This window comes from Streptomyces sp. NBC_00454 (assembly GCF_041434015.1).
GTDB lineage: Bacteria > Actinomycetota > Actinomycetes > Streptomycetales > Streptomycetaceae > Streptomyces.
On record NZ_CP107907.1, the window covers coordinates 7,069,243 to 7,084,573 of the forward strand.

Sequence of the window (15,331 nt, forward strand, 5' to 3'; positions counted from 1 at the left end):
GGCGGGGAGCATCCACAACTCGGTCCCGAATCATTGAGGTTGTGCTAAACCCCCGCCGCGGCGGGGGTTTAGCACTCCGCTGTGTCGGTGGTCCCGCCTAGGGTGGGCGGATGGACGAGATGGAGATCGTGGCGGACCAGGGGGAGTGGCGGGCCGGGTTCCGGGAGCGGGTGCTGGCCGGATACCGGGCCGCGGGCTGCTCGGAACCGCTGGCGCGGGCCCTGCTGGAACGGGCCGCGAAGGGCATCGACGGCTGGACCGTGGCCACGGACGGCACGGGGTGGGCCGCGGTCGAGGTCGCCGAGGAGAACGGGGCGACCCTGGGCCGGATCCACGACCTGACGGCGCCACACGGGCGTGCGTGGGCCGAGCGGTGGTGCGCCGAGCACGGCGCGCAGCGGGCCGAGGTCCGGATCACCGGCGGAGGCGGAGCGGGGCCCTTCGCCGACTATCCCGTACGGGGACAGAACCGGATGCGCGCCGTGGCCGAGCAGCCGCAGCTGCCGGCGGGCCTGACGGTCCGCCGGCTCACCGAGGAGGAGTACCCGGGCTGGTACGCCGGGGAGGAGGCCGCGTACATCGCGGACATCGTCCGGGCCGGAGCCCTGACCCCGGCCCAGGCCAAGGAGAAGTCCGACCAGGACTTCGAGAAGTTCCTTCCGCAGGGGTACCTGACCCCGGGTCACGCCTTCTACGCGCTGGAGGCCGAGGGGCAAGTGATCGGCACCGGCTGGGTGAACCACGGCTTCCTGCCCGGCGTGACCTTCGGCTTCTCGCTGGAGGTCTACGAGGAGCACCGCGGCAAGGGCTACGGACGGGCCGCCATGGCCGCCGGCGAGTGGGCGACCCGGCAGGGCGGTGACGAGGCGATGATGTTCAACGTCTTCGGCGGCAACGAGGTGGCGATGAGCCTCTACGACAACACCGGCTTCGCCGTGCTGGACGAGTTCCGCTACATCGGCTTCTAGGCCGTAGTCCGCGCGAGGCTGCCTAGGCGGGGGCCCGTACGGCCTCCCCGCCGAGCCCCGGGAACGCGTCCTGGAGGCGGCCCAGTTCCCGCTGCGCCGCCGCCACCGCGGCCCCGCTCGCCGGCAGCAGGGGGAGCCGTACGTCGGGGGTCGGGATCCGGCCCTGCGCGTACAGCACGCCCTTGATCACCGCCGGGTTGGGCTCGGCGAAGAGCGTGGCGGAGAGCCGGGCCAGCCCGTGGCCCAGGGCGCGGGCCCGGTCCGCGTCGCCCGCCCCGCCCGCGCTCCAGGCCGTCGCGAGTGCGGCGAAGGAGGCCGTCGCCAGATGCGCGGAGGCGAGGATCCCGCCCGCCGCACCGAGCGCGAGCAGCGCGGAGAGGTACGCGTCGTCGCCCACCAGGAACTCGAACTCCTCGGGCAGGTCGCCGATCAGCTCCACCGCGTCCTGATCGACCGCGCCGACCGCGTACTTCACTCCCGCCACCCCGGGCAGCGCTCCGATCGCCCGCAGCGCGGCCGCGTCCAGCGGCTGCCCGGTCCGGTACGGGACGTGGTAGACGATCAGCGGCACCGGGCTCACCTCCGCGAGCCGGGTGAAGTGCGCGAGCACCCCGGCGGCCGCGGGCCGGACGAACGCGGGCACGCTCACCAGCGCCGCGTGCACCTCCGGCCACCGCTTCAGCCGGACGAGCGAGGCCTCGGCGGCGAGGGTCGCGCTCGCCCCGGCGCCCACGCTCAGCAGCGCCCCCCGCTCCCGGCAGACCCGGGCGCAGACGTCGGTGACCAGGTCGCGTTCCCCTTCGTCGAGGGCGGCGGCCTCCGAGGTGGTGCCCAGGGCCACGATCCCGGTGGCGCCCGCGCCGAGCACCTCATGGGCCAGCGCTTCCAGGGCCTCGGCGGCGACCTCGCCGGTGGAGGTGAAGGGGGTGACGAGCGGTACGTGGATCCCGCGCAGGCTCCGCGTGGAGTGGTTCGGTGTCATGCGTCGAGCTTTGCTCGCTCCGAGCGTCGAATCCAGTTCGCATTTCTTACCTGAACCGTAAGCTGATCCGATGCTCGATGTACGACGCCTGCGCCTGCTGCGCGAACTCGCCCGCCGGGGGACCATCGCCGCCGTCGCCGAAGCGCTGTCCTTCAGCCCTTCGGCGGTGTCCCAGCAGCTCGGCGTCCTCGAACGCGAGGCTGGCCTGGCCCTGCTGGAGCGCACCGGCCGCCGGGTCCGCCTCACCCCCGCCGGGCAGAACCTGGTCCGCTACGCGGAAGCCGTACTCGAACTGCTCGAACAGGCCGACGCGGACCTCGCCGAAGCCCGCAGCGGCCTGGCCGGAGCGCTGCGGATCGGGTCCTTCCCCACCGCCACCCGGGCCATCGTCCCGGCGGCCCTGGTCGCCCTGGGCCGCCGCCACCCGGGGCTGGAGCCGATGGTGTCCGAGACCGACCCGGCGGCCGTGGCCCACGCGCTGCGGGCCGGGGACCTGGACGTGGCCCTGATCCACGAGTACGACTTCGTCCCCACCCCCGAGGAGCCGGGGCTGGCCACCGAGCCGCTGTACCGGGAGGCGATGTACCTGGCGGCCCCGGCGGCCCCGGCGGAGGCGGAGCCCCCGGCGCCCGTGCCCGGCGCCGGAGCCGCCGGACCCGACCAGGGCGCGATGCTCCGCAGGCACGCCGACGCGCCCTGGATCATGGCCACGCACGGCACCCTCTGCCACGCCATGACCGTACGGGCCTGCCAGGCCGCCGGGTTCGCCCCGAGGATCCGTCACCGGGTCGACGATTTCGCGACCGTCCTCGCGCTGGTCGGGGCCGGCCAGGGCGTGGCGGTGGTGCCGCAGCTGGGGATCGCCGGGCACGCGGGCCCGGCCGTCGGCCTCACCCGCCTCCTCATGGAACGCCGCACCAAGCTGGCCTTCCGCAGCGGGGCCGGCGCCCACCCGGCCGTGGCCGCCTTCGGCGCGGCGCTGCGCTCGGCGGTGCCGCCGGAGCTGGACCCCCGGCGCGCGGGGGCATGAGGCAACTCCCGCATGTGTGAACGCGCGTGTACGTTGGCCGGACCGGGGGGATCCGTCGGAGCAGCCGGACCGGACCCGACCGGACCGTGAATGAGATCGGGGTAGCACGTGACGCATCGCGTACGAGGGGTCATCGCCCGGAGCAAGGGCGCACCGGTGGAGACGACGACGATCCTCGTGCCCGATCCCGGGCCGGGCGAGGCCCTCGTACGGGTCCAGGCCTGCGGGGTCTGCCACACCGACCTGCACTACCGCGAGGGCGGGATCAACGACGAGTTCCCCTTCCTGCTCGGCCACGAGGCCGCCGGGGTCGTCGAATCGGTCGGCCCGGACGTCACCTCCGTGGCCCCCGGCGACTTCGTGATCCTGAACTGGCGTGCGGTGTGCGGGAGTTGCCGGGCCTGTAAGCGCGGCAAGCCCTGGTACTGCTTCGCCACGCACAACGCCACCCAGCCCATGACCCTGGAGGACGGCACCCCGCTCTCCCCGGCCCTGGGGATCGGAGCCTTCGCCGAGAAGACCCTGGTGGCGGCCGGCCAGTGCACCAAGGTGGACCCGGCCGCCTCGCCCGCCGCCGCCGGCCTGCTCGGCTGCGGGGTGATGGCCGGCCTCGGAGCCGCCCTGAACACCGGCAACGTCGGGCGCGGGGACTCCGTGGCCGTCATCGGCTGCGGGGGCGTGGGCAACGCGGCCGTCGCGGGCGCACGGCTGGCCGGCGCCTCGAAGATCATCGCGGTGGACCTGGACGACCGGAAGCTGGAGTGGGCGCGCGGGCTGGGCGCCACGCACACCGTCAACGGCGGTGCCGAGGACGTGGTCAAGGCCATCCAGGAGCTGACCGGCGGGAACGGCGCGGACGTGGTCATCGAGGCCGTCGGCCGCCCCGAGACGTACCGGCAGGCGTTCTACGCGCGCGATCTGGCCGGCACCGTGGTCCTGGTCGGCGTCCCGACGCCGGAGATGCGGCTCGAACTCCCGCTGCTGGACGTCTTCGGGCGCGGCGGCGCCCTGAAGTCCTCCTGGTACGGGGACTGCCTGCCCGAGCGGGACTTCCCCCTGCTCATCGACCTCTACCTGCAGGGCCGCCTGGACCTCGACGCGTTCGTCTCCGAGCGGATCGCACTGGACGGGGTCGAAGCGGCCTTCGAGCGGATGGAACGCGGAGAGGTGCTCCGTTCGGTGGTCGAGTTCTGACGCGAGGGGCCCGGGCTCGGCGGCTATGACGCGAGGGGCCCGGTCCCTGCGGTGAGGACGCGAGGGGCCGGGCCCTGCAGGTAAGGGGCAGGGCGTAGCGGAGAGTCGTACTAGACTCGGCCGCACCGCCATTCCGCACCCCGGTCGCGACCCGGCCGGGGCACCGCCGTCCAAGGGGCCGTCCGTGACCTCCAGTGCCAGCTACCGTCAGCCCGGTGTCGTCATCACCGACCACCGCTTCACGGTGCCGCTCGACCACGCCCGCCCGGACGGCGGCGAGCGGATCGAGCTGTACGCGCGCGAGCTGGTGGCCACCGGGAAGGACCCCGAGTCCCTGCCCTGGCTGCTGTACCTGGAGGGCGGTCCCGGCTTCGGCGCCCGCCGGTTCGTCGGCCGGCAGGCCTGGCTGGAGCGGGCCCTGGCCGAGTACCGGGTCCTCCTCCTGGACCAGCGCGGAACCGGCCGGTCCACCCCGCTCAACCGGCAGACCCTGCCCCTGCGCGGCACCCCCGCGCAGCAGGCCGAGTACCTCGCCCACTTCCGCGCCGACTCCATCGTGCGCGACGCCGAGACCATCCGCCCCCTCCTCACCGGCGGCGCGCCCTGGACCGTCCTCGGCCAGAGCTTCGGCGGGTTCTGCGTCACCCACTACCTCGGCGCCGCCCCCGAGGGGCTGACCGCTGCCCTGATCACCGGCGGGCTGCCCTCCCTCGACGCGACCGCCACCGAGGTGTACGAGGCCGCGTACCCCCGCATGGAGCGCAAGAACCGGGAGCACTACGCCCGCTACCCCATGGACGTCGAGCGGGCCCGGCGCATCGCCGCCCACCTCCACGACCACCCCGCCGAACTCCCGGGCGGCTACCGGCTGACGGTCGAGGCCTTCCAGTCCCTGGGCCTCCTCCTCGGCGTCTCGGACGGCAGCCACCAGCTGCACTACCTGCTGGAGGACGCCTTCGTCCCCACCACGGCCGGGCCTGCACTCTCGGACGCCTTCCTGGAGGCCGTCCACGCCCAGCTCTCCTTCGCCGGACACCCCCTGTACGCCCTGATCCACGAGACGATCTACGCCCAGGACCCGGCCGCGCCCCTCGGCTGGGCAGCCGACCGGGTGCGCGCGGACCAGCCGCGCTTCGACGCCGCCCGCACCCTCAAGGGCGACGAGCCGCTGTACTTCACCGGCGAGACCGTCCACCCCTGGCACTTCGACTGCGACCCGGCGCTCGCCCCGCTGCGCGAGACCGCCGCACTGCTGGCCGCCCGCACCGGCTGGACGCCCCTGTACGACCCGGCGCGGCTCGCCGCCAACGAGGTGCCGGTGGCCGCCGCCGTCTACCACGACGACATGTACGTGGACACCGCGCACTCCCTGGCCACCGCCCGGGCTGTCCGGGGCCTGCGGACCTGGGTGACGGACGAGTTCGACCACGACGGAGTCCGGGCGGGCGGCCCGCGCGTCCTGGACCGGCTGCTGGCGCTCGTACGCGAAGAGGTCTGACCCGGGCGGACTACGGGACCGGTATGCCCGTTCGCAGGAAGTACAGCCCCGTGAGGTGTCCGGCCTCGTTGAAGGTGACGCGGAACTCTCCGGGCTTCTTCGTCATGCGCAGCGGCACGTTGACCACGATCCCCTGTGCGGACGCGACCTGTTGGGGATCCCCGTGCGACAGATAGGGCCCGAACTGCTCCTGGTAGTCCTGCCAGGAGCGCGCGAGGAGCTCCGGAGAGGCCATGAGGCGCAGCGTCTCGTCGAAGCGGCCCGAGACGGCGTCGAAGTCGCCCCGCACCACTTCGTCGAGGGCATCGAGAGCGAGCTGCTTGTCATCCTGCTGGTCATCGGCCCGCGCCGCGACCGTCATCGCGGCCGGGACCGTGGCCGTCGCGGGGGAAACGTTCGTCAGGAGCACGGCGCTGGAAGCGAGCACGACCGCGGGCACGATCCGAACGAACCGCCGCTTCCCGCCGCGCGTCCTTGGCTTGCCGGACATCAGGGCCATGGCTCTCCCCTTCTCCCGTTCATGCTAGGACGCCCGCACGGCGGTCGCATTTCGGCCGCGGCAGCTGCCCGGGAAAGGTCCCCACGACGTCGAGCAGCGCCACTACAGGGCCCTGTCCGTCCATTCGCCTATTGTGCGACGCATGACTGAACAATTGGACACGGCCGCAGCGCCCTTGGAGCCGATGCCCACCGACTGGCAGCGCGCGCTCGCCGTGGTGGCCCACCCCGACGACCTGGAGTACGGGTGCGCGGCGGCCATCGCCGACTGGACCGACGGCGGCCGCGAGGTGGTCTACCTGCTGGCCACGCGCGGTGAGGCGGGCATCGACACGATCGACCCCGTCGCCTGCGCCCCGCTGCGCGAAGCCGAACAGCGCGCCAGCGCCGCGGTGGTCGGAGTGTCCACGGTGGAGTTCCTGGACTACCGCGACGGCGTGATCGAGTACAACCTCGCACTGCGCCGGGACATCGCGGCCGCCATCCGACGGCACCGGCCCGAGCTGGTCATCACCATGAACCACCGCGACACATGGGGCGGGGCCGACGGCGGCGGCTGGTGGAACACCCCCGACCACAAGGCGGTCGGCCGGGCCACCCTGGACGCGGCGGGCGACGCGGGCAACCGCTGGATCTTCCCCGAACTCATCGCGGAGCAGGGGCTGGAACCCTGGGACGGGGTGCGCTGGGTCGCGGTGTCCGGCACCACGACGCCCACGCACGCGGCCGACGCCGGTCCGGGGCTGGAGCGTTCGGTGAAATCGCTGATGGAGCACAAGGCGTACATCGAGGTCCTGACGGACGAGGACCCGCAGACCTACGTGCGCAACTTCCTGACGGGCAACGCCCAGCAGGCGGCGGCCCGGTTCGGCGGGCGGCCGGCGGTGGCGTTCGAGGTCTTCCCGCGCTGAGCGGTCCGCCTTAAGCGGTCTCGCGGAAACGTACCCCATTTCCCCGAGACCGCTTAGGGTGTCCGCGTGATCGACACCATCGGCACGGAGATCGCGGAGGGTGAGGAACGGATCCGTCTGGAGGTCGCGGACGGGATCGCGGAACTCACCCTCTGCCGCCCGGACAAACTCAACGGCTGGAGCTGGGAGTCCACCCGCCAGCTGGGCCTGCTGGCGGACCGGATCCGCTTCGACCCGGACGTACGGGTGGTCCTGCTGCGGGCCGAAGGGCGGGCCTTTTGCGCGGGCATCGACGTGACGGCCCCGGGCGGGGCGATCGCGGGAGCCTCGGCCGCCGAGCGGAACCGGAACTACTACGAGGGCATCCGCTGGGTCCACGAACGCTTCGCGGTCCTCGCCCGGCTGCCGCAGCCGGTGGTGGCCGCGGCGCAGGGCTACTGCCTGGGCTTCGGCTTCGAGCTGGCCCTGATGGCCGACATCCGGATCGCGGCGGACGATGCCGTCTTCGCCCTGCCGGAAGCCCAGTTGGGCGTCGCGGTCGACGCCGGCGGAGACCTGCGCATCGCCCGCGAGGCGGGCGCGGGCTGGGCCAAGTTCCTGGCCCTGACGGGCCGCCGCATCGACGCGCAGACGGCGCTGCGGCTCAACCTGGTCCAACAGGTCGTGCCGGTCGCCGAGTTGGAATCGACGGCCCGTTCCCTCGCGGCGGAGATCGCGGCCAACGCCCCCCTCGCGGTCCAGGGCATCAAGCGGGCCGTCGACTCCTACGCGGACGCCGCCCTGCCCGCGGCCCTGGACCGCGTGGCGATGACGGCGGCCCTCACCCTCACCTCGGAGGACTCCCGCGAGGGCTACACCGCCAAGGCGTCCCGCCGCCCACCACGCTTCACGGGGGCCTGAGCGCGCGGCGGTTGAGGTCCCGGGCGGCCGGTCCACCGGATTCCAAAGGAAGTTCTGCAAAAAAACTTTTGGAAAGCCCCGGAATGATCTAGCCTCCCGTCATGATCGGCGAAGAGCAGAGACGTGTCATCGATCCCGAACGGGACGCGGCAGCCCTGAAGGCCCTCACGCACCCGTTGCGGATCCGGCTGCTCGGACTGCTTCGGCAGGACGGCCCGGCCACCGCGAGCGAGCTCGCCGTGAGCACGGGGGAGTCCTCCGCATCCACCAGCTACCACCTGCGCGTCCTGGCGAAGTACGCATTCGTCGCCGAGGCCGAGCACCGCGACGGGCGGGAACGCCGCTGGCGGGCAGTGCACTTGGTGACCTCCTGGAGCAACGGGGCGATGGACGCCTCGCCGGACAGCCGCGCCTGGGTCGGTCTCTCGCGCCGGGCCCAGATCCAGCACCTGGAGGCCTCCCTCGTCCGGCACGAGGCCGACATCGCCGACGGCCGCCTGGGGCGGGAGTGGGCGGAGCCCGCCAGGATCGACGACCTGATGCCCCGCCTGACCCCCGAGTCGCTCACCGAACTCTGGGAGGTCCTCGACCGGAAGCTGGAGGAGCTGACCGGCCGCGACGCGCAGGACCCCCGCGCGGCCCGGGTCGTCCTCCTCACCGCAGGGCTGCCCCTGGCCCCCCGCGAACCCGCCGCGCAGCCCGTACCGGACGCCCCCGCCGCCGCGCCCGCCCCGGCGGCCACCGGCACCGGGGAGGCGGCGTCGTGACCGGACGGCTGGACATACCCGCCGCGCGCCGCCGCTACGTCACGGCCTGCACCCTCTTCTGGCTGCCGCTGGGGCTGACCGTCGCCCCCCTGATCCTGCTGCTCACCGAGCGCGGCATGACCATGGCCGCCATCGCCGGGTTCTTCGCCGCGCACTCCCTGGTCGCCGCAGCGCTCGAACTGCCCACCGGGGGACTCTCCGACGTCCTGGGGCGCCGCGCCGTCCTGGCCGCCGCCGGGCTGCTGAACCTGGCCGCCCTGACCCTCCTCGGCCTCGGCTCCGCCCCCTGGCTCCTGGGCCTGGGCATGGTGCTGATGGGCGCGGGCCGGGCCCTGTCCAGCGGACCGGCCGAAGCCTGGTACGTAGACACCCTCCAGGCACACTCCGGCCCCGACGCCGAACTGCGCACCGGCCTGGCCCGCGGCTCCTCGGCCACCTCCGCCGCGCTCGCCGCGGGCACCCTGCTCGGCGGCACCCTCCCCTGGCTGCTCGGAGCCGGCCCCGACCTCGGCGCCCGGCTGGGCGGAGCCACCTCCGGGCTGGTGCTGCCGCTCTCCGTGCCTCTGCTGCTGGGCGCGGCGGTCGAGATTGCCTTCGTGCTGTACATCCTGGCCGCCCTGCCCGAGCCGTCCCGGCCCGCGGCCACCCTGCGCGAGGTGCTCCGGGGCATCCCGGTCACCGTCGTGGACGGACTGCGCCTGGGCGGCCGCGACGCGATGGTCCGCCGGATCTTCCTCAGCGCCGGGGCCGCCGGCAGCGCCCTGGCCGCGCTGGAACTGTTCACTCCCGGACGCGCCGCGGCCCTCACGGGCGCATCGGATTCGGGCGCCGTGCTCTTCGCCGCGCTCGCCTGCGCCGGATTCGTCTGCTCCGGCGTCGGCAGCCACCTCGCACCGGCAGCCGCCCGGCTCGCGGGCAGCGGAGAGCGTGCCGTCATGGCGAGCCTCGGCGCCAGTGCGGTCGGCCTGCTCCTGCTCGGCGTCACCGCGCTGTCCACCGGGGTGGGCTCCATGGTCCTGGCGGCCACCGGCTACGGACTGGTCTACCTCGGCATCGGTGCGGCGGGACCGAGCGAGAACGACATCCTGCACCGCCGCGTCTCCAGTGCCGGCCGGGCCACCGCGCTCTCGGTCCAGTCCCTGGCCCTGCAACTGGCCGGAGCCCTCACCGGTCTGGCCATCGGCGTCCTGGGGCCGGGTCCGCTGCCCTGGCTGGTGGGAGGCGCCGCGCTGCTGGCGGGAGCCCTCCTGTGGGCCCGCCGCGGTGTGCCCGAGCCGTCCACGAGCACCTGCCCGAACTGACCGGCAGGATCTGGAAGGGACGGCCTACTCCTCCAGCCGCAGCAGCGCGAGGGCGCGGGCCGACACGGCGGGGAGGGGGTCGCGGCCGTCCTCGGCGGCCCAGTGTTCGAGGGCGACCGTGACGGCGTCGATGAGCACGGCCGCCAGGAGGCGGGTCTCCAGGGCGGATTCGGGGCGGCCCGTACGGAGCGCGAGCACCGGGATCAGGCGGTCCTGCATCGCGCGGGCGGCCGCGAGCCAGCGCAGGCGGATCGCCGGGACCCCGCTCATCACCTGGATCAGGCGGACCGTCTGGCCCGGTTCCTCGTAGCGCGCACCCGCCGTCGCGGTCGTGAAGGCGGCCTGGACGGCCTCGGTGAGCGGTTCGCCCGCCGGGCGCAGGGCCAGCTCCTCCACCAGGGTGGCGACCCCGGCCGTGAGTACGGGGGTCAGCGCGTCCTCCTTGGCCGGGCAGTAGCGGTAGAAGGTGCGCAGCGAGATGCCGGCGGCCCGTGCGATGTCGTCGACCGTCGTGGCCTCGTACCCCCGCTCGGAGAACAGCGCGGCCGAGGCCTCCGCGATCTCGAACCGCGTGGCCTCCCTGCGCCGCTCCGTCAACGACGGGCGGCCCGTACTGACCGTGCTCACCGCAACACCTCCGGGGGGTCGATGGGATGCAAGAGGCCCTGGGATGCAAGAGGCCAAGGGGATGCAAGAGGTCAATGTGCCACACCACCGGCCGCCCCCCGGGGCCGCTCCGCAGAGTGGTCAGAGGGTGAACGGGCCACGGCCCAGCTGCTCCCGTACCGGTACCACTTCGGGGTTGACGAGGGAGCGGCGCTGCCAGTTCGCGCCGTCCACCACCAGGGTGTGGCCGGTGATGAAACGGGCGTAGGGGGAGGCCAGGAAGGTCGCGGCCCAGCCCAGTTCGCGCGGTGCGCCGACCCGCAGGGCGGGCTGCCGGTTGTCCTTGGCGTCCGGGGCGGCCCGGTCCAGGCCGCCCCGGATGTCCTCGGTCATGTCCGCGTGCGGGAACAGCCCGGGGACCAGGCCGTTGATCTGGATGCCGTACGGGCCCCACTCGACGGCCAGGGTCTCCACCAGGTTCTTCACCCCGGCCTTGGCGGCGGCGCTGTGGGCGAATCCCGGCCCGCCCGTCCAGGCGTACGAGGCTCCGATGTTCACGATGGACCCGCAGCTGCCCGCGGCGAGGTGGCGGCGGCCGAACTCGCGGGTGGTGAACCAGGTGCCGGTGAGGGTGATGTCGACCACCGCCCGCCAGGCGTTGGGGGACAAGTCCTCGGCCGGGCAGGGGAAATTGGCCGCCGCGTTGTTGATCAGCACGTCCGGCAGCCGGCCGAAGGCGGCCCCGGCCGCGTCGAACACCTCGGCCACCCGTTCCGGGTCCCGGATGTCGCAGACGGCGGCCGTCACCCGGCCCGCGCCGGGTACGGCCGCCAGCTCCTCCTGGGCCGACTTCAGCTGCTCGATCCGGCGGCCGGCTATCACCAGGTCCGCGCCGAGCCGCGCGAATTCGGTGGCGATGGCTTTGCCCAGCCCGGTGCCGCCGCCGGTCACGAGCACCACCTGCCCCGCGTACGTACCGGGGGGCAGGGCGGCGGAGCCGAGCGGCGGCGGCGCGGGCAGGCCGCGCAAGGGGTTCTCCATGCGGCCCATCGATAGCGTGCGGACGCCGAGACCGCCATGGCCGCGGCGCAGCTCGTTCCTATGACGTGCTCGCGCCGTGCTCCCGCCGTGCTCGCGCCGTATGTGGCCCGAAAGCGGGACGGATGCGACCCGATGGGCGACGGTTGATGCGGAGCAGCCGGTTCCCGGGGGTCCCGGGAGGTTCCCAGGGCTGCAAGCGACCGCTTAGTATGCCCGCGAGGCGTGATCCCCGTCGGCGGCTGGAGGCCCCGGATGCAGGCATGGCGAGTACACACCCCCGGCGAGCCCCGCGAGGCCATGCGCCTCGAAGAGGTGCCCGAACCGGTGCCCGGCGAGGGCGAGGTGAGGCTCAAGGTACTCGCCGCCAACGTCAACTTCCCCGACGCGCTGCTCGTGCGCGGCCAGTACCAGATCCGCCCGCCGCTGCCCTTCACCCCCGGCGTGGAGATCTGCGGCGAGACCGAGGACGGCCGCCGCGTCATCGCCAACCCGAGCCTGCCGCACGGCGGTTTCGCCGAGTACGTCACCGCCTCCGCGCGGTCCCTGCTCCCCGCCCCGGACACCCTCGACGACGCCGAGGCCGCGGCCCTGCACATCGGCTACCAGACCGGCTGGTTCGGCCTGCACCGCCGGGCCCGTCTCCAGGCCGGCGAGACCCTCCTGGTGCACGCGGCCGCCGGCGGGGTCGGCAGCGCCGCCGTCCAGCTCGGCAGGGCCGCCGGGGCCACCGTCATCGGAGTGGTCGGCGGCAAGGCCAAGGTCCGCACCGCCGAGGAGCTCGGCTGCGACCTCGTCATCGACCGCACCAGCGAGGACGTGGTGGCCCGGGTCAAGGAGTTCACCGGCGGACGCGGCGCCGACGTCGTCTACGACCCGGTCGGCGGCGACTCCTACACCGCCTCGGCCAAATGCGTGGCCTTCGAGGGCCGCATCGTCGTCGTCGGATTCGCGAGCGGCACCATCCCCGCTCCGGCGCTGAACCACGCCCTGGTGAAGAACTACGCCGTCCTCGGCCTCCACTGGGGCCTCTACGCCGCCAAGGACCCGGCCGCCATCGCCGCCTGCCACGCCGAGCTCACCCGCCTCGCCGCCGACGGCTCCATCAGGCCGCTGGTCAGCGAACGGGTCCCGCTCGCCGGGGCCGCCGACGCCGTGCAGCGCCTCGCCGACGGGACCACCACCGGGCGCCTGGTCGTCGTACCGGCCCTGGACGGGGGCGCCCGATGACCGCCGCCGGCCAGGCCGCCGCAGCGGTCACCGCCGACCAACTGCTCGTACGCGTACGGGAGCTGCTGGCCGCGCACCCGCCCGCCGCCACCGGACGCGAAGACTTCCTGCGGGCCCGCTTCGACGCCGGACTCGCCTGGGTCCACTACCCGCAGGGCCTCGGCGGACTCGCCGCGCCCCGCTCCCTCCAGGCCGTCGTGGACGCCGAGCTGGAGGCCGCCGGAGCACCCGACAACGACCCGCGGAGGATCGGCATCGGCCTCGGCATGGCAGCGCCCACGATCCTCGCGTACGGCACCGAGGAGCAGAAGCGGCGGTTCCTGCGCCCCCTGTGGATCGGCGAGGAAGTCTGGTGCCAGCTCTTCAGCGAGCCCGGCGCCGGCTCCGACCTGGCCGCGCTCGGCACCCGCGCGGTCCTCGACGAGGCCGCGGGGGAATGGGTCGTGGACGGCCAGAAGGTGTGGACCTCCAGCGCCCACACCGCCCGCTGGGCCATCCTGATCGCCCGGACCGACCCCGCGCTGCCCAAACACCAGGGCATCACCTACTTCCTGTGCGATATGCACGCCCCGGGCGTCGAGGTGCGTCCGCTGCGCCAGATCACCGGCGAGGCGGAGTTCAACGAGGTCTTCCTCACCGGAGTCCGGATCCCCGACGCCCACCGCCTCGGCGCCGTGGGCCAGGGCTGGGCCGTGGCCCGCACCACCCTGATGAACGAACGGGTCTCCATCGGCGGCATGCGGATCCCGCGCGAGGGCGGCATGATCGCCCCGGTCGCCGCCGCCTGGCGCGAGCGCCCTCGCTTGCGTACGCACGCCCTGCACCAGCGGATGCTCGAACTGTGGGTCGAGGCGGAGGTCGCCCGGCTCACCGGGGAGCGGCTGCGCCAGCAGCTCGTCGCCGGCCAGCCCGGCCCCGAGGGCTCGGGGATGAAGCTCACCTTCGCCCGCCTCAACCAGGAGATCAGCGGACTGGAGGTGGAACTCCTCGGCGAGGAAGGGCTGTTGTACGAGGACTGGACCCTGCGCCGCCCCGAGATCGTCGACTTCACCGGCCGCGACGCCGGATACCGCTACCTGCGTGCCAAGGGCAACAGCATCGAGGGCGGCACCAGCGAAATCCTCCTCAACATCGTCGCCGAACGCGTACTCGGCCTGCCCCCCGAGCCGCGCGACGACAAGGACCTCGCATGGAAGGACCTGGCTCGATGACGCCGCCGTACCCCCCGAGCGCCGCCCCCCTCGACCTGCTGTACTCCGAGACGGAGGAGGAACTCCGCACGGCCGTACGCTCCCTCCTCGCTGCCCGCTGCGACGCCCCGGGCATCCTCGGCCGGATCGAGAGCGGCCGTCCGCACGACCCGGAGCTGTGGCGGACCCTGGCCGTCGACATGGGCACGGCGGGACTCCTCGTACCGGAGAAGCTGGGCGGACAGGGCGCGAGCCACCGCGAGGCGGCCGTGGTCCTCGAAGAGCTCGGCCGGGCCGCGGCGCCGGTCCCCTACCTCACGAGTGCGGTCCTCGCGGCGGAGATCCTGATCGGCTGCGACGGCCCGGAGGCCACGGAGCTCCTACGGGAACTCGCGTCGGGCCGGCGGATCTTCGTACCCGCGCTGCCGCTGACCCTGGCCCCCGGCGCGCCGCTGCCGCCGCCGGTCCGGGACGTCGGCGCGGGGGTGCTGAGCGGCACTGCGCTGAGCGGCACCGTGATGGCTGTGGCCGACGCGGTGGCCGCCGACGTCCTGCTCGTCCTCGCCGACACCGGCCTGTACGCCGTCCCGGCCACCGCGGCAGGGGTCGCGCTAACCCCGCTCGTCGCGCTGGACCTGACCCGGCCCCTGGCCACCGTCACCCTCGACGGGGCCGCCGGAACCCGGCTCGCCGATCCGGCCACCGCCCGCGCGGCCATCGCCGGAGCACTGCTCTCGGGGGCCGGGCTGCTCGCCTCGGAACAGCTCGGGATCGCCGAATGGTGCCTGACGGAAACGGTGGCCTACGTACGCGGACGCCACCAGTTCAACCGGCCCGTCGGCTCCTTCCAGGCACTCAAGCACCGCCTCGCGCGGCTCTGGCTCGACGTGGCCTCCGCCCGCGCGGCGGCCCGCGCCGCCGCCGACGCCCTGGCGACGGGAGCCCCCGACGCTCCGCTCACGGTGGCCGTGGCCCAGGCCTACTGCTCGGGCGTCGCGGTCCGCGCGGCCGAGGAATGCGTCCAGCTCCACGGCGGCATCGGCATGACCTGGGAACACCCGGCCCACCTCTACCTCAAGCGGGCCAAGGCCGACTCCCTGGCCCTCGGCACGGCCGGCCACCACCGCGGCCTGGTGGCGGACTTCGCGGAGCTCCCGGCGCCGTAGTCACAGGCTCCACCGCTGCGCGGCAATCCAGCCGGCCCGGCGTTCGAGGGCA

The 15,331-nt window shown here is 73.9% G+C and carries 15 protein-coding genes; 11 read left to right on the plus strand and 4 right to left on the minus strand.

Going from position 1 to position 15,331, the window contains the following annotated elements; genetic code table 11:
- Window positions 1-110: 110 nt before the first annotated feature.
- A complete protein-coding gene (locus tag OHU74_RS32285) occupies window positions 111-968 on the plus strand; it encodes an N-acetyltransferase family protein (RefSeq protein ID WP_371619168.1) in 858 nt (285 codons plus the stop codon).
- Between the two features lie 22 nt (window positions 969-990).
- Here the strand turns inward: OHU74_RS32285 and OHU74_RS32290 are convergent, their stop codons facing one another.
- A complete protein-coding gene (locus OHU74_RS32290; RefSeq protein WP_371619169.1) occupies window positions 991-1,950 on the minus strand; it encodes a dihydrodipicolinate synthase family protein in 960 nt (319 codons plus the stop codon).
- A 70-nt stretch (window positions 1,951-2,020) separates the two neighbouring features.
- Here OHU74_RS32290 and OHU74_RS32295 point away from each other — a divergent pair, with 70 nt between their 5' ends.
- The 3 genes from OHU74_RS32295 to OHU74_RS32305 all read left to right on the plus strand — a co-directional run bounded on the left by OHU74_RS32295 (window position 2,021) and on the right by OHU74_RS32305 (window position 5,672).
- Window positions 2,021-2,980, plus strand: coding sequence for a LysR substrate-binding domain-containing protein (locus OHU74_RS32295; protein WP_371619170.1), 960 nt, complete (start codon window positions 2,021-2,023; stop codon window positions 2,978-2,980).
- A 108-nt stretch (window positions 2,981-3,088) separates the two neighbouring features.
- On the plus strand, window positions 3,089-4,174 hold the full coding sequence (locus OHU74_RS32300) for an S-(hydroxymethyl)mycothiol dehydrogenase (protein ID WP_371619171.1): 1,086 nt from the start codon (window positions 3,089-3,091) through the stop codon (window positions 4,172-4,174).
- Between the two features lie 184 nt (window positions 4,175-4,358).
- Entirely contained in the window at window positions 4,359-5,672 is a 1,314-nt protein-coding gene (locus OHU74_RS32305; RefSeq protein WP_371619172.1) for an alpha/beta fold hydrolase, read from the plus strand.
- A 10-nt stretch (window positions 5,673-5,682) separates the two neighbouring features.
- Here OHU74_RS32305 and OHU74_RS32310 read toward each other — a convergent pair whose 3' ends face one another.
- Window positions 5,683-6,171 (minus strand): DUF3887 domain-containing protein, encoded by a 489-nt coding sequence (locus tag OHU74_RS32310; RefSeq protein WP_371619173.1) that lies wholly within the window; start codon window positions 6,169-6,171, stop codon window positions 5,683-5,685.
- A gap of 142 nt (window positions 6,172-6,313) precedes the next feature.
- On the opposite strand from OHU74_RS32310, the gene OHU74_RS32315 reads away from it, so the two are divergent.
- The 4 genes from OHU74_RS32315 to OHU74_RS32330 all read left to right on the plus strand — a co-directional run bounded on the left by OHU74_RS32315 (window position 6,314) and on the right by OHU74_RS32330 (window position 10,049).
- The gene (locus OHU74_RS32315) at window positions 6,314-7,081 is read left to right on the plus strand and encodes a PIG-L deacetylase family protein (RefSeq protein WP_371619174.1); all 768 of its coding nucleotides are present in this window, start codon (window positions 6,314-6,316) and stop codon (window positions 7,079-7,081) included.
- A 66-nt stretch (window positions 7,082-7,147) separates the two neighbouring features.
- Entirely contained in the window at window positions 7,148-7,981 is an 834-nt protein-coding gene (locus OHU74_RS32320) for an enoyl-CoA hydratase/isomerase family protein (RefSeq protein ID WP_371619175.1), read from the plus strand.
- Window positions 7,982-8,082: 101 nt separating this feature from the next.
- A complete protein-coding gene (locus OHU74_RS32325) occupies window positions 8,083-8,748 on the plus strand; it encodes a helix-turn-helix domain-containing protein (RefSeq protein ID WP_371619176.1) in 666 nt (221 codons plus the stop codon).
- Complete coding sequence (locus OHU74_RS32330) at window positions 8,745-10,049, plus strand: MFS transporter (protein WP_371619177.1); 1,305 nt, start codon at window positions 8,745-8,747, stop codon at window positions 10,047-10,049. Before OHU74_RS32325 ends, OHU74_RS32330 begins: the two co-directional genes overlap by 4 nt.
- A gap of 24 nt (window positions 10,050-10,073) precedes the next feature.
- Here the strand turns inward: OHU74_RS32330 and OHU74_RS32335 are convergent, their stop codons facing one another.
- Together OHU74_RS32335 and OHU74_RS32340 are read right to left on the minus strand one after the other, a co-directional pair.
- Complete coding sequence (locus OHU74_RS32335) at window positions 10,074-10,676, minus strand: TetR/AcrR family transcriptional regulator (protein WP_371619178.1); 603 nt, start codon at window positions 10,674-10,676, stop codon at window positions 10,074-10,076.
- A gap of 120 nt (window positions 10,677-10,796) precedes the next feature.
- Complete coding sequence (locus OHU74_RS32340; protein ID WP_371619179.1) at window positions 10,797-11,696, minus strand: SDR family oxidoreductase; 900 nt, start codon at window positions 11,694-11,696, stop codon at window positions 10,797-10,799.
- Between the two features lie 252 nt (window positions 11,697-11,948).
- Between OHU74_RS32340 and OHU74_RS32345 the strand changes: the two genes are divergently transcribed.
- From OHU74_RS32345 to OHU74_RS32355, 3 genes are read left to right on the plus strand one after another with little or no spacing between them, the layout of a single operon-like run.
- Window positions 11,949-12,923, plus strand: coding sequence for an NADPH:quinone oxidoreductase family protein (locus tag OHU74_RS32345; RefSeq protein WP_371619180.1), 975 nt, complete (start codon window positions 11,949-11,951; stop codon window positions 12,921-12,923).
- On the plus strand, window positions 12,920-14,134 hold the full coding sequence (locus OHU74_RS32350; RefSeq protein WP_371619181.1) for an acyl-CoA dehydrogenase family protein: 1,215 nt from the start codon (window positions 12,920-12,922) through the stop codon (window positions 14,132-14,134). The genes OHU74_RS32345 and OHU74_RS32350 overlap by 4 nt, the downstream gene beginning before the upstream one ends.
- Window positions 14,131-15,279: an acyl-CoA dehydrogenase family protein gene (locus tag OHU74_RS32355; protein WP_371619182.1), complete on the plus strand. Its 1,149-nt coding sequence runs from the start codon at window positions 14,131-14,133 to the stop codon at window positions 15,277-15,279. Before OHU74_RS32350 ends, OHU74_RS32355 begins: the two co-directional genes overlap by 4 nt.
- Window positions 15,280-15,331 lie beyond the last annotated feature (52 nt).